This is a genomic window from Kribbella sp. NPDC051137 (assembly GCF_040682535.1).
In the GTDB taxonomy this organism is placed as follows: Bacteria; Actinomycetota; Actinomycetes; order Propionibacteriales; family Kribbellaceae; genus Kribbella; species Kribbella karoonensis.
On the sequence record NZ_JBFBBI010000009.1, the window covers coordinates 203,617 to 225,009 of the forward strand.

A 21,393-nucleotide genomic window follows, 5' to 3' on the forward strand; every position below is an offset into this window, starting at 1 on the left:
AGGCGCTGGATTACCAGACAGGTCCTAGTCGCAGGATCGCAGGTACGGCGGTCGGATAGGCTCCTCAGGTTTCCGAGAGGGGTGTCGGGTGGGGCTCCGTCAGGATCTGGCCGTACTGCGGCATCGTGACGTCCGGGTGTTCGTGTCCGCGCGGTTCATCTCGATCCTCGGGTCGTCGATCGCTCCGGTGGCGCTGGTGTTCGCCGTACTCGACGTCTCGGACTCGGCGAGCGCGGTCGGGACCGTGCTCGCGGCGCGGAGTATCCCGAACATCGTGTTCCTGCTGCTCGGCGGCGTGATCGCGGACCGGTTGCCGCGGCACCTGGTCCTGGTCACCGCGAACACGATCAGCGGCCTCACCCAGGGGCTGGCCGCCACGCTGGTGCTCAGCGGGCACGCGACGATCTGGCAACTCGCGTCGATCGAGGCGGTGAACGGGATCGCGTCCGCGTTCGTGATGCCGGCGATGACCGGGATCCTGCCGTCGATCGTGGACCGCGCCGAACTCCCGCAGGCGAACGCGATCGCCGGGTTCGCCCGCTCGTCGGCGATGATCGGCGGCGGTGCGGTGGCCGGCGTGATCGTCGGCTTCACCGGGCCCGGGATCGGGCTCGCGGTCGACGCGGCCACCTTCCTGGTCGCCGCGCTGCTGCTGTCCGGGTTGACGATCCCGCGGATCGAGCGGGCCGCCAGTTCGCTGCTGACCGATCTGCGCGAGGGCTGGCACGAGTTCGTGTCCCGGCAGTGGGTGTGGGTGATCGTGCTCGCGTTCGCCCTGCTCAACCTGATCTACACGGCCTGCTTCCAGGTCCTCGGCCCGGTGATCGCGGACCGTACCTTCGGCCGCGCCGGCTGGGGCGTGGTGAGCGCGTGCTTCGGCGCCGGACTCGTTGCCAGCGGCATCATCATGCTCCGGCTCAAGCCGCGACGCCCGCTGCGCACCGGGATGATCGGCATGCTGTGCACGGTCCCGGTGATGCTCTGCCTCGCGTTGCTGCCGCACTTGTGGGCGATGGCGATCGCGGCGTTCGTCCTCGGCGTCGGCTTCGACATCTTCGGGATCAGCTGGGAGACCGCACTCGGTCAGCAGATCCCGATCGACAAGCTGTCCCGCGTCGCGTCGTACGACATGCTCGGCTCGTTCATCGCCGGCCCGGTCGGCCAGCTCACCGTCGGGTACGTCGCGGTCGCGGTCGGCACGAAGGCCGTCGAACTGTACGGCGCGGCCTTGTTCGTGCTGATCACCGTCGCCACGCTTGTGGTCCCGTCGGTGTGGAACCTGCGTAGGGTGGACCTGTGAGCTCAATCGTTCCAGGACCGAAGAAGAAGCTCGAGGAAGAGATCACCGCGGCCCGCTCCGGCGCGAAGCCGCTGGACGCGAGCGCCCTCAGCCCGTCCGCGCCCCGCCAGGAACAGCTGACCGGCCTCGACGTCTTCCCGGATTCCGTGCGTACGGCGATCGAAGCCGAACACATCCGGCTGACCGCGCTCGACACGAACCGCCGCAAGACCGCCGACCGCGCCGTTCCCGCCGTCGTCGAGGCCCTGGACTCCCTGCTCGGCGAGATCACCGACCGACTCGGCAAACCGCGCCTCTTCGGCAAGCCCGCGGCGCTTCCCGAGCCTTCGTCGGAAGCCGCCGAGCTCCTCGGCATCCCAGCGGACTCAGTGGACACCGGGTCCGGCCGCGCCGCCGTACGCACCCTCAAACAACTCCGCGCCCAACTGAAGGACCTGGAGACCACACCGGACCACGACCGGCTGACCCGCATCTCCACCCTCACCATCCGCCTCTCCGTAGCCCTCGAGGCGTCCCCCGGCTCCGCAGCCCTCGTCCCGCAGGCCCTGAACCGCTACACCCAGGCGATCCCCGACCCCCAATGGAGCCAGACCTTCCCCGAGAAGCTGGACTCCTGGAAGCAGGCCCTCAGCTAGCCAGCACCGCTGCGAGGCCTTCCTGCAGATCTCTCACGAAGTACTCCGGGACCTCCAGCGACGGGAAATGCCCGCCGCGCTCCGGCGTTCCCCAGCGCACGATCCGCCGGAACCGCCCCTGCGCCCACGGACGCGGATACTTCTCGACGTCCCGCGGGTAGACGGTGAGCGCCGCCGGCACGTCGACCCGCAGCGCCGGATCCAGCGAGTTGTGACTCTCGTAGTAGATCCGCGCCGCCGACGCCCCGCTCCGCGTCAGCCAGTACAGCGTGACGTCATCGAGAATCCGATCCCTGGAAAGGGTCTCGAACGGACTGTCCTCGGTGTCCGACCACTCGGCGAACTTGTCCAGCAGCCAGGCCAGCAACCCGACCGGCGAGTCCACCAGCGAGTACCCGATCGTCTGCGGCCGGGTCGCCTGCTGCTTCGCGTACGCCGCCCGGTGGTGCCAGAAGTCGTACGTCTCCTCGGTCCACCGCCGCTCGTCCGCCGTCAGCCCGTCCGTCGTCAGCCCCGGCGGCCCCTGCGCGAACGTCGAGTGGATCCCCAGCACCTGCTCCGGGAATCTCCCGCCGAGCACCGTGGTGATGTTCCCGCCCCAGTCCCCGCCGTGCGCGACGAACTCGCCGTACCCGAGCCGTCCCATCAGTTCCACCCACGCAGCCGCGATCTTCTCGGTCCCCCACCCGGTCACCGCCGGCTTGTCGCTGTACCCGAACCCGGGCAACGACGGCACCACCACATGGAACGCCGGTACGCCGTCGTCCTTCGGATCCGCCAACTCGTCCACGACGTCGACGAACTCGGCAACACTGCCCGGCCACCCGTGGGTCAGGACCAGCGGCGTGGCATCGGTACGCGCGGATCGCCGATGCAGGAAGTGGATCCCCAGCCCGTCGATCGTCGTACGGAACTGCCCGATCTCGTTGAGCCGCTCTTCGAACCACCGCCAGTCGTACGCCGTACGCCAGTACTCCACGAGTTCGACAAGATCCGCGAGCGGAACGCCCTGATCCCAGCGCCGCGGGCCGGTGCCATGCACCGTCTCGACCTCCGGCAACCGGGCGTTGGCCAACCGCGCCCGCAGGTCGTCGAGGTCAGCTTGGGATGCGTGAGCTTCGAAGGCTTGTACGTCGTTCGGCATGTGATCCTCCTTGGGAACCGGCTAAGACGGTTCTAACACGAGCATCCTCGCGTAGGCAACCGGCTAAGCTGGTTCCATGCCTGCTGGATTCCCTGACTTCCGCCTCGGCACGGTCCTGGCGACGAGCTTCACGGCGACCCTCACCGAACGCTGTGGCGAACCCGTCGAACGCATCCCCACCCCCGAACGCCTCGTCGACTGGCTCGCCGTGAGCGGTCTCGCCGTCAACGGCTGCACGCCCACCCAACTCGACCTCGCCCGCGAACTCCGAGAGTCGATCCACGCCGCCGCTACCGCCGCGGCACTCCGGGAAACCCTCCCCCCGGCCGCCGTCGAAGTCATCAACACCCGCAGCACCCACGGTCAGGCTGCCGCCGTCCTGACCCCCGACGGCCAGCGCGTCTGGCACCTCGAAGCTTCCCGCATCGAGGACGCCCTCAGCGTCATCGCGGCCGACGCCATCACGATCATCTCCGGCGAACGAGACGGCCGACTCGCCCTCTGCGCCTCCCCCACCTGCCAGGCCGCCTTCTTCGACACCAGCCAAAGCCGCACCCGCCGCTGGTGCGACATGAACACCTGCGGCAACCGCCAAAAGAAAGCCCGTTTCAACGCCACCCACCAAAGGAAGAGCTAACAGGTGCCGCAGCCGCGCGAGACGAAGGCGTCATCACGACACGTCCAGTCCTTGATGAATGATTTCCACAGCCAACCGGGGAGCACTGGCCGACGGTCGCCCCAAATCTGTGGATAACAAATATCCTTAAAAATAAGGGGATTCCGACTTTGAAAACTGTCGGAGCCGCCAGCTAGAGTTCTTTGCATGGACATTCTCGGCGGACGCTCAGTGGTTGCCATCGGCAACCACGAGGTGCTGCCCGCCCTGGACAAGGTCGACGCCGACATCAACCGGCTCCTAGGCATCCGCCTGCAGTTGATCGCCCGCGCCGAGGCCGACGGCCTCGCCCAGGAGGTCGGCGCCCGCGACACCGTCGAACTCCTCACCCTGCGCCACCGCCGCGACCGCGCCGAGGTCTGGCGCGACGTCCGCCTCGCCCGCGCCTTGCCGAAGTACAAAGCCGTCGACACCGCCCTCACCCACGGCGTCGAATCGGCCGACGGGACGGTACTTCCGATGCAGACCGCGCAGGCGGCCGCGATCATCACCGAACTCGAACGCGTCCGCCCCCGCGTCGCGACAGAAGCCCTCGACGTCACCGAACACCAACTCGTCGGCCTCGCCGCCACCCACAGTCCCAAAGAACTCCGCACCGCCGCCAAACAGCTCTGTGACCGGATCGACTTCGACGGCCCCGAACCCGAGGAGCAGAAGGCCTACGCGCGGGAGTCGCTGACCCTGTCCACGGCGGAGAACGGGGTGAAGTTCACCGGTTTCCTGGCCAACGAGAACGCCGAACTCCTCCAAGCGATCGTCCACACCGGCGCCCGCCCCCACAAAACCGCCGACGGGGACCACGATCCCCGCCCCCGCGACAAACGCCAGGCCGACGCCCTCACCACCGCCCTCACCGTCGCCGCGAACGCCTGGGACACCGACACCGCCGGCCACGGCGCCAAAGCCAACATCACCGTCACCATCGACCTCGACGACCTCCGCTCGGCGACCGCGCACGCGACCGGCCAGACCATCTACGGCGACGACCTGTCCGCGGCGACCATCCGTCGTATGGCCTGCGACGCGAACATCATCCCGCTCGTGCTGGGCTCCAACTCCGAACCCCTCGACGTCGGCCGCCGCGAACGCCTCGTCACCCGCCACATCCGCCACGCCCTCATCGCCCGCGACCACGGCTGCGTCGTCTGCGCGGCACCCCCGGTGATGTGCGACGCCCACCACCTCACCTCCTGGCTCGCCGGCGGCCCCACGAGCATCGACAACCTCGCCCTGCTCTGCCGCCGCCACCACGTAGACCTCCACAACAACCGCTGGACCATCACCATCACCAACGGCCAGGTCCACGTAGCCCGCCCCACCTGGGCCGACCCAACCGCCGCAACTGATGCCCAGCCACCCGGCCCGATCCCCACCCGACCCACGCCTACAAACCTCCCGCAACCTCCAGCCGCAGGCCCCACCCGACCCACGGCCGCAAACCTCCCGCAGCCTCTGGACGCGGACCTCGGCCGACCTGCAACCACCGACCCCGCACGCCCCGCAGACGCAGACCACACGAGACCGCCCGCCGCGGCCCCGGCACACCCCGATCCCCCACCCGCCGACACACACCACGAACCCTTCGACGCACCCGAGCCACCGGGCGCCGCACCCACCTGCCCCGGCCACCCCCACATGACCCCAGACAACCCATGGGGTGACACCGACCCGCCCACCCCACGAACCAACCGCTGGAAAGCCGACGAAGCAACCCTCACCGCAGCAGCCCGCTTCGCCGTCTGGGGCGACCGCACACCCACCAACCCGGCCACCGGCCCACCCCCTTTCGCCACGACCTGAGCCCCAGCCTCAGTTCGAGCAACACGCCATCAACCCGTCGGACGCGGGTGCCCACGGCCCGCGTCCGACAATCCCGCACGCCTCCGATCAACCAGCCGACCTCCACAGAACCCCCTCCGCCTCCCACGCTGCACGCCCACGCACCATCGGCCCCCGCGAAGGCCCCAGGACACAACCGCCACAAGACGATGACCGCCAACCCCACCCGGTCCCTCCCCTGAGCACCCGTGGCGATCGTCCCGCCACCCGCCCACCTCGCACACCCCACCGAAGCGTCACGACACCACCGCCTGACACCACCGCCTGACACCAGCACCAGCACCAGGTCACCGCAGCACACGCGCATCCGCCCCGGGCGGCACCACCCAGACGCACCCTGGCGCGCACGACCCGGCCGGCATACGCGGGAGTTCCTGCACCACCGCGCGTCCCGCCCCTCCCCCGACTACACCACCCGGGGCCACCCACCGCCGCACATCACCCGCCGCGCAGCCGCAGAAGGCGCGAATTAGCAACCATCGCGGCCTGATCTCGCTGTCCTACCTCACCCGGTAAAACAGCACCAGGCCCGGCCACTCGCGCGCCACACCACCTCATGCGCCCCAGAGCGCAGGACCAGGCCGGAGTACGCCGGAACTTCTACGCCGCCGCGCGTGCTCACCGCAGCACCCGGCGCCATCGACCTCCGCCGGATCACAGGCCACCGCGCACACGCCTAAGGCGGCAACAAGACAGCCGCCGCGAAGCGGTGACCCTCATCCCCACCTGCGCCGCCACGCCACCACCCGGCGCCGTCCACATCCGCGGCACCGCCACCACCCGGCGCCGTCCATCTCCGCGCGGCACTGCCCCCGCCCCGCACCTCGCCGAAGGCGCGAACAGGCAGCCGCCGCGAAGCGGTGACCCTCATCCCCACCTGCGCCGCCACGCCACCAGCCACCTCCGCGCGGCACGCACGCCGCGTACCCGTCGCAGGCGGTAACAGACAGCCGCCGCCAACCGGTGACCGGCGGCTCCACACGGGTCGTCGCCGCAGCAGCCAGCGGCACCAACCCCCGCGCCAATACCACCATCTCCTCCCGCACTCCGCTACAGGCAGCACGGCAGCTGGCGCGACGGCGCGAGCCCGCCCTCTCCAGCACCTCACGACGTGGCGCCAGCTACCTCCCTGCGGCGCCGGCCACCGAGCACCGCGCCGGAGGCGGGCAGGGGCAGGCGGGCGGGGAGGTAGGCGGGCAGGAAGTAGGCGGCAGGAGGTAGGCGGGCAAGGGTAGGCGCCGCGGAGCGGTGTGCTTTGTGGGCGGGGAGGGTGGTGGTGGGTCAGCCAGCCGTGGGTTAGCCCTTGATGGCGCCGCCGAGGGCGAAGGCGCCGCCGAGTTTGCGGCTGAGGAGGAGGTAGAGGAGGAGGACGGGGGTGGTGTAGATGAGCGAGTACGCCGCCAGCTGTCCGTAGTTGGGTTCGCCGTACTGGCCGAAGAACGTGAAGATGCTGACGGAGGCCGGCAACCGTTCCGGCGACAGCAGCAGCATGAACGGGACGAAGAAGTTCCCCCACATGCCGATGAACGTGAAGATCAGCACCACCGCGATCCCCGGCCACATCAGCGGCAGCACGATCGCCCACAGCGCCCGCATGTTACCGGCGCCGTCCACCCACGCGGCCTCTTCCAGGGAGATCGGTACGCCGTCCATGAACGTCTTCGTCAGCCAGATCGCGAAGGGCAACGCCGAGGTCGCCATGAACATGATGGTCCCGCCAATGGTGTCCACCAGGTTCAGCTGGACGAACAACCCGTAGACAGGCACCATCACCGCGGTGATCGGCAACCCGGTGCAGAACAGCACCGTCAGCAGGAACGGCCGGTTGAACCGGGTCCGGAACCGCGACAACGGGTACGCTGCCAGCACCGCACAGATCATCGTAAGCAGCGCGGCCCCGCCGCACAGCACGATCCCGTTGAGGACCGGACGGTACGTCGTGTCGGTGTTCAGCACCGCCCTGAAGTTCTGCAACGTCGGATGCGTCGGGAACTCGACCCGCAGCCCCGCCGTCCGGTTGATCGAGGCGAACAGCACCCACAGCAGCGGGAGAACGAAGAGTACGCCGATGGCGAGCAGGACGAGGTTCGACGCCAGCTTGCTCATCTTGTCCCGGGCTATCACGCTGCCTCCGAGTTGAGTCCACGTAGGTAGATCAGCGAGAACACCGCGCCGATCGCCAGCATCACCAGGGCGATCGCCGTACCGTAGCCGATCTGGGAGAAGCTGAACGCCTGCTCGTACATGTACAGCGGCAGCGTCTGGCTCTTGGTGCCGGGGCCGCCGCGGGTCATCGCGTAGATCAGGCCGAACACGCTCAGCGTCTGCAGCGTGATCAGCATCAGGTTGGTCATGATCGCGCGGGTGATCATCGGTACCGTCACGAACGCGAGCCGCCGCCAGCCGCCGGCGCCGTCCATCTCGGCCGATTCCTCGATCTCACGCGGGATCTCGCTCAGGGCGGCGGAGTACACCAGCATCGAGAACGCCGTACCGCGCCAGATGTTGGCCAGCGACACCGCGATGATCGGTGCCCCGTACAACCAGTCCTGACCGGGCAGGCCGACCGCGTGCAGCATCACGTTCAGCGTGCCGTCGTCGTTGAAGAACGCGCTCAGCAGGTACGCCGCGACCACCTCGGGCAGCACCCAGGCGCCGATCACCGCCGTACCGACGAAGTTCCGGACCACCTTGGTGGACTTGCGCATCAGCAGCGCGAGACCGAGGCCGAGGGTGTTCTGACCGATGATCGCGGAGATCAGCGTGAACACCAGGGTCAGCCAGATCGAGTTCGTGAACGCGCTGCTGCTGAACGCCTTCCGGAAGTTGTCCAGTCCGACGAACTTCACGTTCGCCGCGCCGGTCCCGGTGAGCGCCATGTTCGTGAACGCGGCGTACACGCAGTAGATGATCGGGCCGGCCAGGAAGACCAGCATCAGTCCGATGGCCGGCGAGAGCGGCAGCATCCGCACGAGTTTGGCCCCCCGCGGCCGCTTGCCTGAAGCAGTGGCAGCGGCCGCGGTGGGCGCGACAGTCGTCGTCACAGGGGAAAGACCTCCGAGCTACTGGCCAGTGCTCTTCGTCGTCGTACTGTCCTTGCCGCCGACGATGCCCTCGACAGCCTGGTCGTAGTTCTTCGCCGCGTCGTCCGGCGAGGACTGCCCGGTCATCACCGACTCCATCGCGGTGATGATCTCGTTGGACACCTTCGGGTACTCCGGCAGCGCCGGGCGGTACACGGTCACCGAGACCAGGTCGGTGAAGAACTTCGTGCTCGCCGAGGAGGCCTTGTACGCCGCGTCGTCGGCGACGTCCTTGCGGACCGCGATCTGCGCGCCGTCGGTCGCGTACTTCGCCGCGTTCTTCTGCGTCTGCAGGGTCTTGATGAAGTCCCAGGCCGCGTCGGGCGACTTGGCCTTGGCCGGGATCGCCCAGGTCCAGCCGCCGGAGAGGCTGACCTTGCCCTTGCCGCTGCCGTCCTGGGTCGGCATCGCGGTCTGACCGAGCACGGTGCTCCACTGCGGCCACGGCTTCGCGCCGGACTTCAGCCAGTTGTTGTAGACCCACGACCCGTCGAGGTCGATCGCGAGCTTGCCCTGCGGCAGCAGCTCGGTGCCGACCTTGCTGCCCATGTTCGGGTTCAGCGCGTCCTTCGGCGACGGCGCGAGGCCCTCGCCGAAGACGGTCTTGACGAAGTTCAGCGAGTCCTTGAAGCCCTGGCTGCCGACGACCCACTTCTTCTGGTCGTAGTTGTACAGGGTGTCCTTGGTGCCGTAGAGCAGCATCTCGAAGCCCTGCATGGCCGAGGCTTCACCCATCGGCTTGCCGGAGTACATGTTGAACGGGATGACACCGGGCACCTTCTGCTTGATGGTGCGCGCCGCGCTGAGTACGTCGTCCCACGTCTTCGGCTGCCAGTTCTCCGGGAGCCCGGCCTTGGCGAAGATCTGCTTGTTGTACCAGAGTGCCCGCGTGTCGGTGCCGTCCGGTACGCCGTAGGTCTTGCCGTCCTGGCCCTTCGCGGCGCCCTTCGCGCTCTCCTCGAACTGGCTCCAGTCGGACCAGCCCTTGATGTAGTCGTCGAGCGGCTTCAGGTACCCCGCGGTGATGTCGGAGTTGATCAGGAAGGTGTCCTCGTAGACGATGTCCGGCGCGGTGTTCGCCGACCGCATCATCAACTGGATCTTGGTGTAGTAGTCGTTCTCACTGGCGACGACCGGGACGATCTCGACCTGGGACCCGGGGTGCGCGGCCTCGTACTCGGCCTTCACGCCGGTGAGGAAGGTCTTCATCACCACGCCCGGACCCCACTGCTGATACGCGATCTTGATGTGCGCGGGACCGGCGCTCTGGGAGCTGCCGGCGTCCGGCTTCTTGGTGGTCGAGCCCTGGCTGCAGGCCGAAACCGCCAGCAGCAGCGCGGACGTGACCGCCGCTACCTTGAAAAACTTCCTTGACATCATCAGGTCCACCTTCGGGCAATCGTTGTCATCCCGGTACTACGACCCAAACCCTGCGGGCTTTTCCGCGACCGTAGGAGTCCGCGTCAAGGGAAGTCAATGCTTGACAGACAACGTTGTCGTTCCCGCTACACAGTCACGCGGCAACCGGGACGTAACGATCCGGTCACCGCGTTTCCATACCCCGACTTTGTCAGGCCGCCACCGTGCGCGCCTCATGACGAGCCGGTACGGCGTGTCGCCGGCCGCGGAGCGCACCGAGTCCGCAGAGCAGCAGCCCGGCAAGCAGCCAGCAGCTCAGGACCACGAGCGGGCGGCCGCTCCCGGCGCCGTCGAAGAAGCTGACCGAGCGCAACGCCGTACCCGCGGCGCCCGGCGGTAGCAGCTGGCCCAGCGTGCCCCAGCCGCTCGGCAGCATCTCCGGGGCGCTGGTCATTCCGGAGAGCGGGTTGCCGAGCAGCATCATCACGGCACCGCCGAGCGCGAGGCCCGCCGTACCCAGCAGCCACTCGAGGCCGAGGAGGGTGAGGCTGATGGCCGCGATCGACATCACGATCACGCCCGCGTTGCCGAGGTAGCTGCCCTCGAACGACCCCAGCCAGTACTGCAGTACGGCGGCGAGCGCGAGCCCGCCGGTGACGGCGAAGGTGACCGCGCCGATCATCCGCTTCGGCCCGGACCGGACCAGCTGGGTCAGCGCCGCTGCCGCGATGATCCCGCCGAGTACGAGCGGCAACGCACCGGCGGCCAGGCCGGCACCGCGCGGATCGTCCTTCGGCAGCGGTACGACGTCGGTGACCTTCGCCCCACCGTCCGGGTGCATCCGCCCCGCGAGCTGCGTGAGGACCTGCGCGACCGCGGGCCCGGCCGCCGAGGCGGTCAGTACCTCGGGCTGCGGCCCGTCGAGCACGATCGCGCCGTACGCGTCCCGGTCCTCGATCCGCTGCACGGCCGCCTGCCGATCCGGTACTGCGGTGAGCTCGAAGCCGCCCGGCAACGCCTGGTCGAGGGTCGTCTTCACCTGGGCGACCGCCGGCGCCGGGCCGGCCACCGCGAGCGGGACGTCGCGCGGCGCGGACCGGGCGGACGGCCAGGCGAACGCGATCAGGAACACCGTGAGAACCGCGGTCAGCAGCACGATGACGGCGATGAGAGGCGGCCGGCGACGGTCGGCCGCGTGCGCTTCGGTGGTCATGGCGGGACTCTCCCTCAGGCAATAAAACCGAATGATCGTTCTTTATGAGCGTTGCAACAGCTCCGCGGCTTGTCAAGAACGGACATTCGTTTTATGTTGCGGGCGTGCCCAAGGTCACCGAGGAACACCGGCTGGCGCGTCGCGCGCAGATCGTCGCGGCCGCCCGTACCTGTGTGCTCGAGGAGGGCTTCCACAAGACGACGATGGCGGACGTGATCCGCGCGTCCGGACTCTCCGCGGGCGCCGTCTACGGGTATTTCAAGAGCAAGGAGGAGATCGTCGGCGCGATCGCCGAGGACGCGCTCAGCGCGATCGACGAGCTCTTCGAGACGATCCTCGCCTCCGAGGGGCCGCTGACCCCGCTGACCGCGCTGGAGGCCGCGCTCAAGCACGTCGTCGTGATCGCGGAGCGCCCCGGCGGCGACGTCACCCGGGTGGCGGTGCAGGCCTGGGCCGAGTCGCTGCGCAACCCGGCGGTCAAGGAGACCGCGGTGGCGAAGTACACCCAACTGCGCGAGCACTTCGTGGCGGTCGCCCGGCGCGCGCAGGCCGACGGCACGGTCGACGCCGACGCGGACCCGGAGCACATCGGGCAGGTGCTGTTCGGCACGCTGCCCGGGTTCATCATCCAGCGGCTGCTGATCGGGGACGTGACGCCCGAGAGCTACACCGAAGGGCTGCGGGCGTTGCTGCGCTCGTAGCAGGGTGGAGTTTCACCCACCCCGTCCGGCGGTCCAGCACCCTCGGCCGGTACGCCGTTGCTCCGTAGCGTCGACGCCATGAGGAAACGGACGCAGGAAGCAGTCGACGGGACCGGGTACTCGGTCGTCCTGCAGGAGGTACGACGCGTGTACGGCCGCGGCGGGAACGCGGTGACGGCGCTCAACGGGATCTCGATGAAGTTCGCCCCCGGGACGTTCACCGCGGTGATGGGTCCGTCCGGGTCGGGCAAGAGCACCTTCCTGCACTGCGCCGCCGGGCTGGACCGGCCGACGTCGGGCAGCGTGTACATCGACGGGCTGCCGCTGGCCGGGCTCAGTGAGCGCAAGCTGACCGAGCTGCGCCGGGAGCGGATCGGGTTCGTCTTCCAGTCCTTCAACCTGCTGCCCACGCTGAACGTCTGGCAGAACGTCTGCCTGCCGCAGGAGCTCGACGGCCGCCGCCCGAACAAGACCGCCGTACGGCAGGTGCTGGAGCGGGTCGGGCTCGGCGACCGCCACAAGCACCGTCCGGGTGAGCTGTCCGGCGGTCAGCAGCAGCGAGTCGCGATCGCGCGGGCGCTGGTCGCGCGGCCGGCGGTGATCTTCGCGGACGAGCCGACCGGTGCGCTCGACACCCAGACGGCGGCCGACGTCCTCGAACTGCTCCGTGAGCCGGTCCGGACGCAGGGCCAGACGGTCGTGATGGTCACGCACGACCCGGTCGCGGCGTCGTACGCCGACCAGGTCGTGTTCCTCGCCGACGGCGCCCTCGCCGGCAGCCTGACCGCCCCCACCGCGGAGCAGGTCGCGGACCGGATGACGCACCTCGGCGCACGATCGAACCTGCAGGTGGTGGCGGGATGATGCGCCTCGCCCTGCGCACGTTGCGCTACCGCATGAGCGGGTTCGTGGCGACGTTCGTCGCGGTCGTCTTCGGTACGGCGATCGTGATGGCGTGCGGCGGGCTGATGGAGACCGGCATCCGCTCGAACGTGGAACCCCAGCGTCTGGCCGCACCCACCTTCGTCCTCACCGGCAAGCAGTCCCACCTCCGGCCCGGCGCCGAAGACGCCACTCCGCTCCCGGAACGCGTCGGCGTCCCGGTCGACCTGCTTCCCCGGATCCGTTCCACCCAAGGCGTCACCTCCGCCGTCGGCGACTACACCTTCACCGCAATCACCCCCAACACCACCGAAGGCCACAACTGGTCGTCGGCAGTGCTTGCCCCCTACCACCTCAGCTCTGGGCACGCACCGCGGTCCGGGCAGGTAGTGGTTTCGTCGGGGAAGGTAGGCCAACAGCTCACCTTCCTCGTCAACGGCGAGCCCCGCACCTTCACCATCAGTGGTACGGCGAAAGGCCCCGAGGGCCACGCGTTCTTCTCCGACGGAGATGCCGAGCGGCTGGTCCGCAACCCCGGCCGCTTCGCCGACATCGGCGTACAAGTTGCCCCTGGCACCGACCTCGACGGCGTCCGCGAGCAGCTCGAAAAGCTGGGCGACCTGACCGTCGCGGCCGGCGTCGACCGCGGCCTCGCCGAGCATCCCGACGCCGAGTCGCACCGCACCGCGCTGATCGCGATCGCCGGCTCCTTCGGCGGCATCGCGACCATGACGATGATGTTCGTCGTCGCGTCGACCCTGGCGCTCGCCGCCCAGCACCGCGAACGCGAGTTCGCCCTCCTCCGCGGCATCGGAACCACCCCCGGCCAGGTACGCCGGATGATCCTCGGCGAAGCCCTCCTGGTCTGCCTGCCGGCCGTCGTACTGGGCTGCCTCCCCGGCATCTTCCTTGGCCGCTTCCTCTTCACCCAGCTCGGTGAACACGGCGTCGCATCCCCCGTCGTCGAGTTCTCCCAAGGCTGGATCCCGTTCGCCGCCGGCGCCGGCGCCGCAGTCCTCGCCGCCGTCGGCGCAGCGTTGATCGCGGCCCGGAAGTCCGCCAGGATCCGACCGGTCGAGGCCCTCGCCGAGGCCTCCCTGCAGCGCAAGTGGTTCTCCTGGATCCGCTTGTTCTTCGGCCTGATCGCGCTCGGCGGCGGACTCGCCCTGCTCATCGTCACCGCGACCGTCATGAGCGGACCACTGGCCGCCTCGACCGCCGGCCCGTCCGTCCTGTGCTGGGCCATCGGCGTCGCCCTGCTCGGCCCGTTCTGGACCAAGGCCGTCCTGGCGTTCTGGCGCTGGCCGGTCCAGGCGCTGACCCGCGTCAACGGACGCCTCGCGATCCGCAACCTCTCGGCCCGCTCGGTCGCCCTGTCGGCCGCCGTCGTACCGGTGATGCTTGCCGTCGGCATCTCGACCGCCAACCTGTACATGCAGACCACCCAGGTGCACGCCTCCTCCGAGGCGTTCACCCGGGACCTCCGCGCCGACGGCGTCCTGGTCTCGGACGCCGGCCTCTCCGCGAGGCTCCTCCAGCAGGTCCGCGCAGTACCGGGCGTCGCGAGCGCCTCGGCGTACGTCCGCAGCATGGGCGCCGTCGACGACCCGCGCAACGCGCCGTTCGACGAGGACGGCGCGCCGGTGGTCGGTGTCGACGCGCAAGGCGCCGACGGTACGGCGCCCGTCCGGCTGACCGCGGGTTCGCTCACCGGCCTGACCGGGCTGACGGCGGCCGTACCGGAATCCATGGCGAGCAAGACCGGACGCGGCGTCGGCTCGGACATCACGATGACGCTCGGCGACGGGACCACCGTGAAGCTGCGGGTGGTCGCGACGTTCGCGGCCGAGCGCGGGTACGAAACGATCATCCTGCCCGCGTCGCTCGTTGCCGCGCACACGACGGACGGTCTCACCCGGCAGATGCTGGTTCGGGCCGCGCCAGGTGCCGACATCCGTCCGGCGCTCGCGAAGCTCGCGGCCGCCCATCCCGGCGTCCAGGTCGCGGACCGCAGCGCGCTCGTGGCCACGAACGTCGAGGACCTGCAGACGCAGGCGTGGGTCAACTACATGCTCGTCGGCATGCTGATCGCGTACACCGCGGTCTCGGTCGTCAACACACTGGTGTCGACGACCCTGCGCCGCCGCCGCGAGTTCGCCTTGCAACGCCTGACCGGCTCCACCCGGTTCCAGGTGCTGCGGATGCTCACCACCGAGAGCACGCTGGTCACGCTGATCGGCATCACTCTCGGTACGGCGGTGGCACTGGCCTGCCTGCTGCCGTTCTCGTCCAAGGTCTCCGGCAGCGCGATCCCCACCGGTCCGGCCTGGATCTACCTCGCGATCGCGGGCGCGGCCGCCGTACTCACGTTCGGCTCGACGCTCGTCCCGGCCACCGCCGCCCTCCGGCACTCCCCTACCCAGCCGAGCACCACTGACTAGTGGATAGGTGTCGGCTCGGCCACCGGTTGGAGGGCGATCGTGGTGGCCTGGATGATGCCGGCGTTCTCCCGGATCCACGGGGAGAGGACGACCTGGAGGTCCTCCAGGTCGCGCTCCTCCAGGATCACGCCGGGGACCGGGACGCTCGCGCCCAGCTCAGCGAGGACCGGGCGCAGGTGCTGGTCGGCGAGGAGCTTGTGACTCGGGGCGGCGGACACCGTCACCGGGATCACCACCGAACCGGCCAGCGCCGAGGGCCGCAGTACGTCCAGGAAACTCTTCAGCAGGCCGGTGTAGCTGCCCTTGTAGACCGGCGTCCCGACGACGATTACCGAGGCAGCCGACACCAGGTCGATCGCAGTCGCCAACTGCTCGGAGGGGCCGCCCTGGAAGATCGCCGGCGCGAACGTCACCAGGTCGATCAGCTCGTCGATCCGGTACGGCGTACCGAGCTCGGAGGCGAGCAGTTCCGCGACCGATGCCGCGGCGGCGGCCGTCCGCGAACCGGCGCGCGGATTACCCACCACGGTGACCACGGACTGTGGCCACTCCAACCTGACTGAGGACATCCGACCCATCTCCTGAACCTCGGCAGCAACTCCTCCTGTGCAGCGTAGTCAAAGTCGATCGCGCTACTGGACTTTCTCACCATCCGAACGCCGGCCCCGCAGCTTCACCACGACGAACCACCCGACCGCCAGCACGGCCCCGGCAAGCACTGCCTTCTGGAAGATGCCGACCGACGACTCGACGACATGCCACCGCTCGCCCAACTGGTAGCCGGCCACGATCAGCAGCGTGTTCCAGGCGAGGCTGCCGATCGCCGTCAACGGCAGGAACACCGCGACCCGCATCCGCTCCACCCCGGCCGGCACCGAGATCATGCTGCGCACCACCGGGACCAGCCGTCCGATCAGCACGGCCTTCGCGCCGTGCCGCTCGAACCACTGCTCCGCCTTGTCGACGTCGCGCAGCTTCACCAGCGGCAGCTTGCCGGCGATCGCCCGCGTCCGGTCCCGGCCGAGCACCGCGCCGACGCCGTACAACGCGAGCGCGCCGACGACCGATCCGAGCGTGGTGAACACGATCGCGCTCACCAGCCCGAGGTCGCCGCGCGCCGCGGCGAACCCGGCCAGCGGCAGGATCACCTCGCTCGGCAACGGCGGGAACAGGTTCTCCAGCGCCACCGCGACTCCGGCGCCGGCCGGTCCGAGCTGCTCCATCAGATCGATCGCCCATCCGGCCACGCCGCCCGTCGGCTCCGTCAACGCCTGGTTCGTCGTCATGCCCACGAACCTATTCGGCGATGACAACCCGCACACTGCGGACAACCACCGTCCACACCGGGGGACAACCCCCGGCGGCGCGGACTTGTGCGAGCCTTCTACCTATGACTGTTGAGCATGCGCCACGGGTCACGACCGCTCCGGACCGGGAGGCACTCGGCCGCGCCGCTGCTGCCGAGGCCGCCGTGGTAGTCCGGAAGGCGATCGCGGAGAACGGTCAGGCCCGCGTGATGCTCGCGGCCGCGCCGAGCCAGACCGCCACACTGACCGCACTCGCCGAGGAACCGGAGCTCGACTGGAGCAAGGTCGCCTGTTTCCACATGGACGAGTACGTCGGACTGAGCCCGGAGGCGCCGCAGTCGTTCCGCAACTGGCTGCACCGGACCTTCCTCGAAAAGGTGCCGCAGGCAACCTTCCACGAGCTGGACCCGGATGCCGACAGCTACCCGATGGGCGACGAACCTTTCGACCTCGTACTGTTCGGCCTCGGCGTGAACGGCCATCTCGCCTTCAACGACCCGCCCGCGGACTTCGACGACCCGCACCCGACCAAGCGGGTCGCACTCGACGAGACCAGTCGGCAGCAGCAGGTCGACGAGGGCAACTTCCCGACCCTGGCCGACGTACCGACACACGCGATCACAGTCACGATCCCCCGCCTGCTCAACGCCCGCACCCTGATCGGCTCCGTCCCCGGCGCAGTCAAACGCCAGGCCGTCCACGACACCCTCACCCGGCCGATCGGCCCGAACCACCCCGGTACGGCGCTCCGCACCCACCCCGACGTACACCTGTTCCTCGACGCGCTATCCGACCCCGAGGTGTAGCCCGCCGGACGCGTCCACGACCTGCCCGGTGATCCACCCCGCGGCGGGCGACGCGAGGAACGCGACGACCTCGGCAACATCCTCGGCGCTGCCCAGCCGGCCGAGCGCCGTCTGCGCGACGATCAACTCCGCCAGCCCCGGCACTTCGAAGACCGCGGCGTTCTCCTGGTGGCGCGTCGCACCGGGAGCGACGGCGTTCACGGTGATCCCGCGTGCGCCGAACTCCTGGGCGAGCGTCCGCGTCATCGTCTCGAGTGCGCCCTTCGTCATCGCGAACGAGGTCTGCGCAGGGTTCGCCATCCGGGTCGCGACCGACGAGACCGACACGATCCGCCCGCCGTCGGCCAGCACCGCCAGCAGCCGCTGGATGAGAAAGTACGGCGCCCGTACGTTCACCGCCATCAACCGGTCGAACGCCTCCTCGGTATCGGCACCGATCGGCCCGGCAGGTGATGCCGCGGCGTTGTTCACCAGCACGTCCAACCGCCTGCCGGCCAACCCGGGCGTCAACTGGTCGAGCACCGCGGAGGTATCACCCGGCACGCCGAGCTCGGCCCCGACCAGGAATCCGCGCCCATCGATCCGGGCCAGCGTCTCCTGGGCGCCGGCCTTGTCCCGGTGATAGTGCACCGCGACCTCGGCCCCCGCCGCGGCCAGCCGCTCCGCAATCGCCCGCCCGATGCCCCGCGAGGCACCGGTCACCAATGCCACCCTGTCATTCATGTTAGAAACTATCATGTTGTTAGTATCTACCACATGAGTCTGAGGGACCGCCAGCGCGCGGACACACGGCAGCGCATCCAGCGGCAGGCGCTCCGGCTGTTCACCGACCGGGGGTACGACGCGACCACGGTGAACGACGTCGCGGACGCGGCCGGTGTCTCGGCGATGACGGTCTACCGGAACTTCCCCACCAAGGAAGACCTGGTGCTGTACGACGACTTCGACCAGCAGATCGCGGAACTCCCCGCTGACGGCTCCCTCACCGACCGCATCGGCCGGACGGTGCTGACGATCCTCGACCGCTCGGCGAACGATCTCCTGCTCGCCCGCCTGCAACTGATGATCAGCACACCGGCACTGCAGGCCCGACACCTGGACAGCCAGTTCCGTCTGCAGGAAGCGTTCGTCGGCGCGATCGATCCCACCCTCGAGTACGCCGCCCGCGCGGCCGCGAGCGCCGTACTCGGGGTGACCCACACCGCGCTACTCCGCTGGGCAGCCGGCAACGGCGAGGCCGACCTCGCCGACCTCTTCCGCGAAGCCTTCACCTCGGTCTTCGACCACGCGCCTTAGCCGCCGCCTCGAGCCGTACTCCGGTGGTGTGGGCGGGATCAGGTCAGTTCGGGAACCCGCAGATGGGCGATCGCCAGTTCGAACTCGCAGACGTCGAGGACTTCGGCGCCGGCGTCCTTGGCGGTCGAAGATCGCATCGAGGCGGCGGCCTCGCGGGTCTCGGCCATCGCTTCCCGGCTGTCGTACGTCACCGACGAGACCGAACGACCGGACGCCCGGTCGACGAGCAGGCTGGCGCTGCAGAAGCCGGCCAGGTCCTCGAGCCTCGGCAGCAACGCCAGCTTGTAGACGTCGATCGCCCGGTCCATGTCTGCGGGATCCGCCTTCACCCAGGTAGCCCGGATGCAGGCGCCGGCCGCCGAACGGTGATCCCGGTGCAGGACGGCGATCTCCCACTCCTGGACGTCCGGGCTTCCCCCGCCCATGGTCTCCGCGAGCTGGTCCCGGATCGGGCGGAGTGCTTCGTCGGTGGCCCGCATCGCCTCCTCCGACTGCCAGGCACTGGTGGCGATACACCGGCCGGACTCCCGGTCGACCATCATGGACAGTCCGATGCAGCCGTCCATCTCCATCAGCGTGGGCATCACCTCGTCGCGCAACTGCGCGATGCCGGCGTCGATGGACGTCGGCGCGGCCGTGATTGTGGTGGAACGCGCGTACACGATCCACCCCCTTACGCTCAGGGCAGCGCCCCGGCGGCGCCGCCGGTTCGAAACCCACACTGCTCCGCTCCTGCCCACCTGGCAATGCCCCACGCAAGCCGCCGGTGATTGACTGTCCCGATGACTGATCTCGGGCGAGCGCGGGCCACTCGGTGGTGGGTGCGGGGACGACGCGTCCGGTCGATCGAGCGAGCCGCCGCGTTCGTCGACGACGTCGGGTTCGCGTTGTTGTTCCCGACACCGCGTGCCGTCGTACCGTCACTGTGGGAGGCGGTCGCCGGCGAGGACGAGGAGCCGTTCGGCTCGGGGATGGGCAAGAACGAGCAACGCGTCTGGACGTGGAAGGACGAACTGCCCCGTCGCGGCCTCGCCTGGTACGGCGCGTACCTCGGCGGCCGGGGTTCGTTCCTGTCCCCGGAGCTCCTCAGCGCGCTCTATCCGGCCGCGGGCCACCCGAGCGACCACCAGTCGCTGGAGCTGTCGCCTGCCGCCCACGAGATCGCCAAGGCCATCGCCGACGAGCCGCTGCCGAGTGCGACGCTGCGAGCGCTGATCGGTGACCGGAGCCGCTACCAGCGCGCGATCACCGAGCTCCAGCGCAGTCTCCTGGTCACCACGGCCGGCGTCCACGAGAGCGGATCCGGCTGGCCCGCAGCGTTGGTCGCCTTGACCTGTGAGCAGTTCGAGGTCGGCGGCGGCACCGACCACGCACTCGCGAGCCGGCGATTCCTGGAGACGGTGCTGGAGACCACGCCAGGCGAGCTCGGCCGCGCCTTCCGGTGGCCGGTGGCGCAGGCACGAGCCCGCCTGGAGGAGTTGGCCGAGGACGGCGGGGCGACGTACGACGGTGCCCGGTACCGAATCCCCTAGTGGTGCTCGGCGAGGTCGAAGACGTTGCCTTCGGGGTCGGCGAGGGTGATCCAGTGGGTGCCGTACTCGGTGTGCTCGTCGAGGCGTTTGGCGCCGAGGCCGACGAGGCGGTCGACCTCGGCGGACCAGTCGGCGGTGGCGAGATCGAGGTGCAGGCGGTTCTTGCCGTTCCGCGGCTCGGGGACCTGGAGGAACATCAAGGTCGGACCGGCCGCGGTGGTGATCTTCGCGAAGTACTCGTTGGCCTCCGCCTCGACCTCGGTCGACAGCACGGCGGCCCAGAAGGTTGCCAGGGCCTTCGCGTTGGTGCAGTCGACGGCGATGTTCGCGAGAGTGATGGACACAGGATTTCAGCCTTTCAGGACAGGGATCCGCTGGATCGGCCAGCAGACCTCGGTGCGGTAGTCGGCCGGATCGGGGACGTCCCCGGGGCCGATGGGATACAGCTCGCGGATCGGGCCGGGCGCGATCTCGCAGTACTCCGCGACGTGGCTGCCGAGGGCGCCGTACGTCCGGTCGAAGTCAGTCATGTGGCCGGCGTGCACGGCGATCGCGAAGTACCCGCCCGGCAGGTCGACGAGCTCGACGCCGTCGGCGGCCGGCTGGTCGAGCGGGACCGGGTGGAACGCGACCACCTCACCCTCGTCCTCGGTGAAGAACTCGTCGCTGTACGTCGCCCCGGAGCTGCCGCTGATGTGGCCGGCGACCTGCCCGAGACGTCCGTACGCGAACTCGCACCACGGGCCGATCTCGTCACGCAGCACCTGCCCGCGGACCCCGTACGCACGGAACGGCGGGATGAAGCGGTACTGGATGTCGAGCACCGGCTGCCCCGGGGTGAGCAGCTCGCGGAGTGAGGCGACGACGTCGCGGGTGTGCGCGAGCTCCCGCTCCATCCGCTCGAGGTGCGTCCGCAGCGTCTCCTCCCGGGCCGCGCCGTCGCCGGCCTCGACGACGGCGCGGACGTCCGGCAGCGGCATCCGCAGCTCGCGGAGCCGGCGGATCAGCTGCGCGGTCTCCACCTGACTCGTCCCGTACCTCCGGTAGCCGGAGGAGGAGTCGACCGAGACCGGCGCGAGCAGGCCGATCTCGTGGTAGTGGTGCAGGGTCTTCACACTCAGGTGGGTGAGTCGCGAGAACTCACCCACCGTCACCGTCGCCGTCATGCGACAAGCTTCC

General features: G+C 69.4%; 21 protein-coding genes. 10 read left to right on the forward strand and 11 right to left on the reverse strand.

Features of this window, described 5'->3' with window-relative positions:
* The first annotated feature begins 88 nt into the window (after positions 1 to 88).
* Entirely contained in the window at positions 89 to 1,300 is a 1,212-nt protein-coding gene (locus AB0M51_RS40905; RefSeq protein WP_344202237.1) for an MFS transporter, read from the forward strand.
* Positions 1,297 to 1,935, forward strand: coding sequence for a hypothetical protein (locus AB0M51_RS40910; RefSeq protein WP_344202235.1), 639 nt, complete (start codon positions 1,297 to 1,299; stop codon positions 1,933 to 1,935). Before AB0M51_RS40905 ends, AB0M51_RS40910 begins: the two co-directional genes overlap by 4 nt.
* On the opposite strand, the gene AB0M51_RS40915 is transcribed toward AB0M51_RS40910, so the two are convergent.
* A complete protein-coding gene (locus AB0M51_RS40915) occupies positions 1,928 to 3,079 on the reverse strand; it encodes an epoxide hydrolase family protein (RefSeq protein ID WP_344202232.1) in 1,152 nt (383 codons plus the stop codon). The genes AB0M51_RS40910 and AB0M51_RS40915 overlap by 8 nt on opposite strands.
* 76 nt (positions 3,080 to 3,155) lie before the next feature.
* Here AB0M51_RS40915 and AB0M51_RS40920 point away from each other — a divergent pair, with 76 nt between their 5' ends.
* Entirely contained in the window at positions 3,156 to 3,716 is a 561-nt protein-coding gene (locus tag AB0M51_RS40920; protein WP_344202229.1) for a CGNR zinc finger domain-containing protein, read from the forward strand.
* 186 nt (positions 3,717 to 3,902) lie between these two features.
* Entirely contained in the window at positions 3,903 to 5,555 is a 1,653-nt protein-coding gene (locus AB0M51_RS40925; protein WP_363754143.1) for a DUF222 domain-containing protein, read from the forward strand.
* A 1,335-nt stretch (positions 5,556 to 6,890) separates the two neighbouring features.
* Here AB0M51_RS40925 and AB0M51_RS40930 read toward each other — a convergent pair.
* The 4 genes from AB0M51_RS40930 to AB0M51_RS40945 all read right to left on the reverse strand — a co-directional run bounded on the left by AB0M51_RS40930 (position 6,891) and on the right by AB0M51_RS40945 (position 11,249).
* On the reverse strand, positions 6,891 to 7,700 hold the full coding sequence (locus AB0M51_RS40930; protein ID WP_344193502.1) for a carbohydrate ABC transporter permease: 810 nt from the start codon (positions 7,698 to 7,700) through the stop codon (positions 6,891 to 6,893).
* Between the two features lie 14 nt (positions 7,701 to 7,714).
* Positions 7,715 to 8,638, reverse strand: a complete 924-nt coding sequence (locus tag AB0M51_RS40935) for a sugar ABC transporter permease (RefSeq protein ID WP_344193500.1) — start codon at positions 8,636 to 8,638, stop codon at positions 7,715 to 7,717.
* A gap of 18 nt (positions 8,639 to 8,656) precedes the next feature.
* Positions 8,657 to 10,054 (reverse strand): extracellular solute-binding protein, encoded by a 1,398-nt coding sequence (locus AB0M51_RS40940; RefSeq protein WP_344193498.1) that lies wholly within the window; start codon positions 10,052 to 10,054, stop codon positions 8,657 to 8,659.
* 193 nt (positions 10,055 to 10,247) lie between these two features.
* Positions 10,248 to 11,249: a hypothetical protein gene (locus tag AB0M51_RS40945; protein ID WP_344193496.1), complete on the reverse strand. Its 1,002-nt coding sequence runs from the start codon at positions 11,247 to 11,249 to the stop codon at positions 10,248 to 10,250.
* A 104-nt stretch (positions 11,250 to 11,353) separates the two neighbouring features.
* Here AB0M51_RS40945 and AB0M51_RS40950 point away from each other — a divergent pair, with 104 nt between their 5' ends.
* From AB0M51_RS40950 to AB0M51_RS40960, 3 genes are all read left to right on the forward strand, one after another.
* A complete protein-coding gene (locus AB0M51_RS40950; protein ID WP_344193494.1) occupies positions 11,354 to 11,950 on the forward strand; it encodes a TetR/AcrR family transcriptional regulator in 597 nt (198 codons plus the stop codon).
* 78 nt (positions 11,951 to 12,028) lie between these two features.
* Complete coding sequence (locus AB0M51_RS40955) at positions 12,029 to 12,814, forward strand: ABC transporter ATP-binding protein (protein WP_344193492.1); 786 nt, start codon at positions 12,029 to 12,031, stop codon at positions 12,812 to 12,814.
* The gene (locus AB0M51_RS40960; RefSeq protein WP_344193490.1) at positions 12,811 to 15,273 is read left to right on the forward strand and encodes an FtsX-like permease family protein; all 2,463 of its coding nucleotides are present in this window, start codon (positions 12,811 to 12,813) and stop codon (positions 15,271 to 15,273) included. The genes AB0M51_RS40955 and AB0M51_RS40960 overlap by 4 nt, the downstream gene beginning before the upstream one ends.
* Here AB0M51_RS40960 and AB0M51_RS40965 read toward each other — a convergent pair.
* Complete coding sequence (locus tag AB0M51_RS40965) at positions 15,270 to 15,842, reverse strand: NAD(P)H-dependent oxidoreductase (RefSeq protein ID WP_344193488.1); 573 nt, start codon at positions 15,840 to 15,842, stop codon at positions 15,270 to 15,272. The two genes, AB0M51_RS40960 and AB0M51_RS40965, sit on opposite strands and share 4 nt — an antisense overlap.
* A gap of 63 nt (positions 15,843 to 15,905) precedes the next feature.
* On the reverse strand, positions 15,906 to 16,559 hold the full coding sequence (locus AB0M51_RS40970) for a DedA family protein (RefSeq protein ID WP_344193486.1): 654 nt from the start codon (positions 16,557 to 16,559) through the stop codon (positions 15,906 to 15,908).
* A gap of 104 nt (positions 16,560 to 16,663) precedes the next feature.
* Here AB0M51_RS40970 and AB0M51_RS40975 point away from each other — a divergent pair, with 104 nt between their 5' ends.
* Complete coding sequence (locus AB0M51_RS40975; RefSeq protein ID WP_344193483.1) at positions 16,664 to 17,386, forward strand: 6-phosphogluconolactonase; 723 nt, start codon at positions 16,664 to 16,666, stop codon at positions 17,384 to 17,386.
* Here AB0M51_RS40975 and AB0M51_RS40980 read toward each other — a convergent pair.
* Positions 17,366 to 18,109 (reverse strand): SDR family oxidoreductase, encoded by a 744-nt coding sequence (locus AB0M51_RS40980; RefSeq protein ID WP_344193481.1) that lies wholly within the window; start codon positions 18,107 to 18,109, stop codon positions 17,366 to 17,368. The two genes, AB0M51_RS40975 and AB0M51_RS40980, sit on opposite strands and share 21 nt — an antisense overlap.
* Before the next feature lie 33 nt (positions 18,110 to 18,142).
* Between AB0M51_RS40980 and AB0M51_RS40985 the strand changes: the two genes are divergently transcribed.
* Positions 18,143 to 18,682 (forward strand): helix-turn-helix domain-containing protein, encoded by a 540-nt coding sequence (locus tag AB0M51_RS40985; RefSeq protein ID WP_344193479.1) that lies wholly within the window; start codon positions 18,143 to 18,145, stop codon positions 18,680 to 18,682.
* Positions 18,683 to 18,720: 38 nt separating this feature from the next.
* Here the strand turns inward: AB0M51_RS40985 and AB0M51_RS40990 are convergent, their stop codons facing one another.
* Positions 18,721 to 19,344: an antibiotic biosynthesis monooxygenase gene (locus AB0M51_RS40990; protein WP_344193477.1), complete on the reverse strand. Its 624-nt coding sequence runs from the start codon at positions 19,342 to 19,344 to the stop codon at positions 18,721 to 18,723.
* A gap of 120 nt (positions 19,345 to 19,464) precedes the next feature.
* On the opposite strand from AB0M51_RS40990, the gene AB0M51_RS40995 reads away from it, so the two are divergent.
* The gene (locus AB0M51_RS40995) at positions 19,465 to 20,214 is read left to right on the forward strand and encodes a hypothetical protein (protein ID WP_344193475.1); all 750 of its coding nucleotides are present in this window, start codon (positions 19,465 to 19,467) and stop codon (positions 20,212 to 20,214) included.
* Here AB0M51_RS40995 and AB0M51_RS41000 read toward each other — a convergent pair.
* Both AB0M51_RS41000 and AB0M51_RS41005 read right to left on the reverse strand, forming a co-directional pair.
* Positions 20,211 to 20,558 (reverse strand): VOC family protein, encoded by a 348-nt coding sequence (locus AB0M51_RS41000; protein ID WP_344193473.1) that lies wholly within the window; start codon positions 20,556 to 20,558, stop codon positions 20,211 to 20,213. The two genes, AB0M51_RS40995 and AB0M51_RS41000, sit on opposite strands and share 4 nt — an antisense overlap.
* Positions 20,559 to 20,564: 6 nt before the next feature.
* On the reverse strand, positions 20,565 to 21,380 hold the full coding sequence (locus AB0M51_RS41005; protein ID WP_344193471.1) for a MerR family transcriptional regulator: 816 nt from the start codon (positions 21,378 to 21,380) through the stop codon (positions 20,565 to 20,567).
* Positions 21,381 to 21,393 lie beyond the last annotated feature (13 nt).

Excerpts from the sequence above, each read along its gene's own strand:
- AB0M51_RS40915 (WP_344202232.1), bottom strand. The coding sequence starts at position 3,079 with ATGCCGAACGACGTACAAGCCTTCGAAGCTCACGCATCCCAAGCTGAC.
- AB0M51_RS40920 (WP_344202229.1), top strand. The coding sequence starts at position 3,156 with ATGCCTGCTGGATTCCCTGACTTCCGCCTCGGCACGGTCCTGGCGACG.
- AB0M51_RS40925 (WP_363754143.1), top strand. The coding sequence starts at position 3,903 with ATGGACATTCTCGGCGGACGCTCAGTGGTTGCCATCGGCAACCACGAG.
- AB0M51_RS40930 (WP_344193502.1), bottom strand. The coding sequence starts at position 7,700 with ATGAGCAAGCTGGCGTCGAACCTCGTCCTGCTCGCCATCGGCGTACTC.
- AB0M51_RS40940 (WP_344193498.1), bottom strand. The coding sequence starts at position 10,054 with ATGTCAAGGAAGTTTTTCAAGGTAGCGGCGGTCACGTCCGCGCTGCTG.
- AB0M51_RS40945 (WP_344193496.1), bottom strand. The coding sequence starts at position 11,249 with ATGACCACCGAAGCGCACGCGGCCGACCGTCGCCGGCCGCCTCTCATC.
- AB0M51_RS40955 (WP_344193492.1), top strand. The coding sequence starts at position 12,029 with ATGAGGAAACGGACGCAGGAAGCAGTCGACGGGACCGGGTACTCGGTC.
- AB0M51_RS40960 (WP_344193490.1), top strand. The coding sequence starts at position 12,811 with ATGATGCGCCTCGCCCTGCGCACGTTGCGCTACCGCATGAGCGGGTTC.
- AB0M51_RS40965 (WP_344193488.1), bottom strand. The coding sequence starts at position 15,842 with ATGTCCTCAGTCAGGTTGGAGTGGCCACAGTCCGTGGTCACCGTGGTG.
- AB0M51_RS40970 (WP_344193486.1), bottom strand. The coding sequence starts at position 16,559 with ATGACGACGAACCAGGCGTTGACGGAGCCGACGGGCGGCGTGGCCGGA.
- AB0M51_RS40975 (WP_344193483.1), top strand. The coding sequence starts at position 16,664 with ATGACTGTTGAGCATGCGCCACGGGTCACGACCGCTCCGGACCGGGAG.
- AB0M51_RS40980 (WP_344193481.1), bottom strand. The coding sequence starts at position 18,109 with ATGAATGACAGGGTGGCATTGGTGACCGGTGCCTCGCGGGGCATCGGG.
- AB0M51_RS40985 (WP_344193479.1), top strand. The coding sequence starts at position 18,143 with ATGAGTCTGAGGGACCGCCAGCGCGCGGACACACGGCAGCGCATCCAG.
- AB0M51_RS40995 (WP_344193475.1), top strand. The coding sequence starts at position 19,465 with ATGACTGATCTCGGGCGAGCGCGGGCCACTCGGTGGTGGGTGCGGGGA.
- AB0M51_RS41005 (WP_344193471.1), bottom strand. The coding sequence starts at position 21,380 with ATGACGGCGACGGTGACGGTGGGTGAGTTCTCGCGACTCACCCACCTG.